1 protein-coding gene is annotated in these 2,452 nt (G+C 43.6%); it reads left to right on the top strand.

Annotated elements, in window-relative coordinates; translation table 11 throughout:
- Nucleotides 1–64 precede the first annotated feature (64 nt).
- Nucleotides 65–2,323: a hydratase gene (locus tag RDS42_RS14155; protein ID WP_308784225.1), complete on the top strand. Its 2,259-nt coding sequence runs from the start codon at nt 65–67 to the stop codon at nt 2,321–2,323.
- Nucleotides 2,324–2,452: the final 129 nt, after the last annotated feature.

The following is a 2,452-nucleotide window of genomic DNA, read 5'->3' on the forward strand; positions in this document are numbered from 1 at the left end:
ATTCTTTAAAAATGCACTATAATAAATTAATTATCAAAATAGAATTATGAATGGAGGAGCTATTATGAAGTTATACGAAGGCGGCGTTTATCTTTTGAACGGCCATGATATTGTAGAAGAAAACTGCATGACACAGCCGGTATCAAAAGAAGAAGCTGTAAAAAATACCATGGCATATGGCATTCTGGAAGCGCACAATACTTCCGGAAACATGCAGAAACTGCAGATTAAATTTGATAAACTTACTTCTCATGATATTACTTTTGTAGGAATCATCCAGACAGCCCGTGCTTCCGGACTTGAAAAATTTCCGGTTCCCTATGTGCTTACCAACTGCCACAACTCTCTCTGTGCAGTAGGCGGTACGATCAATGAAGATGACCATATGTTTGGCCTTACCTGTGCCAAGAAATATGGCGGTGTTTATGTTCCGCCTCATCAGGCAGTTATCCATCAGTATGCCCGTGAAATGCTTGCCGGCGGCGGCAAGATGATCCTTGGTTCCGACAGTCATACCCGTTATGGCGCTCTGGGTACCATGGCTATGGGAGAAGGCGGCGGAGAGCTGGTAAAACAGCTTCTTTCCCAGACCTATGACATTAATATGCCAGGTGTTGTGGCTGTTTATCTGAAAGGACAGCCACGACCGGGTGTTGGCCCTCAGGACGTTGCCCTTGCGATCATTGGCAAGGTTTTTGCAAATGGCTATGTAAAAAATAAGGTTATGGAGTTCGTAGGACCTGGTGTTGCAGGATTAAGCGCAGATTTCCGTATCGGCATTGACGTAATGACAACAGAGACTACCTGTCTTTCTTCCATCTGGCAGACAGATGACAAGATTGAAGAATTTTATGAGATCCATGGAAGAAAAGAAGATTACAAAAAGCTTCAGCCGGGTGATGTGGCTTACTATGACGGCTGTGTAGAGGTAGACCTCAGCGAGATCAAGCCTATGATCGCAATGCCATTCCATCCAAGCAATACATATACTATTGATGAATTAAATGAAAATCTTGAGGATATTTTAAATGATGTAGAGAAAAAGGCTCAGGTAAGTCTGGATGGTAAAGTTCCGTTTACGCTGAAAGATAAAGTTGTTGATGGAAAGCTTTATGTAGACCAGGGAATTATCGCTGGCTGTGCCGGCGGCGGTTTTGAAAATATCTGTGCTGCAGCAGATATCCTGCGTGGTTCCAGCATTGGAGCAGATGCCTTTACATTAAGCGTATATCCCGCAAGTACACCGATCTATATGGAACTTGCCAAGAATGGTGTTCTGGCAGATCTTATGGCGACAGGAGCTGTAGTAAAAACTGCGTTCTGTGGTCCGTGCTTTGGCGCAGGGGATACTCCGGCCAACAATGCATTCAGTATTCGTCATACTACCAGAAATTTCCCTAACCGTGAGGGATCCAAGATCCAGAACGGGCAGATTTCATCAGTTGCTCTTATGGATGCCAGATCTATTGCGGCAACAGCTGCAAATAAAGGCTTCCTGACATCAGCAGAGACATATACCGGTTCCTATACAGGACAGAAATATTTCTTTGACAAAACAATTTATGAAAATCGTATCTTTGACAGTAAAGGTATTGCAGATCCTGATGTAGAGATACAGTTTGGACCAAATATCAAGGACTGGCCGGAAATGCCGGCACTGGCAGATAATCTTGTATTAAAAGTGGTTTCAGAGATCCACGATCCGGTTACTACAACAGATGAGCTGATTCCTTCCGGAGAAACCTCTTCTTACCGTTCAAATCCATTGGGACTTGCAGAGTTTACGCTTTCCAGAAAAGATCCGGCCTATGTTGGACGTGCAAAAGAGATCCAGCAGGCACAGAAAGCTCTTCAGGCAGATCAGGATCCTGTGGAGGTTGTTCCGGAACTGAATCCGGTAATGGAAGCAATCTGTAAGCGGTTCCCGGAAATCGGAAAGGGTAATCTTGGAATCGGAAGTACTATTTTTGCAGTAAAGCCAGGAGACGGATCTGCACGTGAGCAGGCAGCTTCCTGTCAGAAAGTGCTTGGCGGATGGGCAAATATTGCCAATGAGTATGCAACCAAACGTTATCGTTCTAACCTGATCAACTGGGGTATGCTTCCTTTCCTGATCCAGGACGGAGAACTTCCTTTTGCAAATGGAGATTATCTTCTGTTTCCTGATGTCCGTAAAGCAGTGGCAGAAAAGGCTGACAGTATTACCGGATATGTGGTAAAAGAAGAAGGACTGAAAGAATTCCAGGTAACGCTGGGAGAACTGACAGACGATGAGAGAGAGATTATCCTGAAAGGTTGTCTGATCAACTACAATAAGAAATAAAAATTTTGGAGACTGCTGAAAAGACGGCTGCGGGATGCATTCTCGAAGCTGCTTTACAGGCAGTCTCTTTTTGATTTCTGATTATTTTCAAACTATTAAATTATCAGAAATTTAATGAAAATATATTCA

It is taken from the genome of uncultured Blautia sp. (assembly GCF_902497045.1).
Classification (GTDB): domain Bacteria; phylum Bacillota; class Clostridia; order Lachnospirales; family Lachnospiraceae; genus Blautia_A.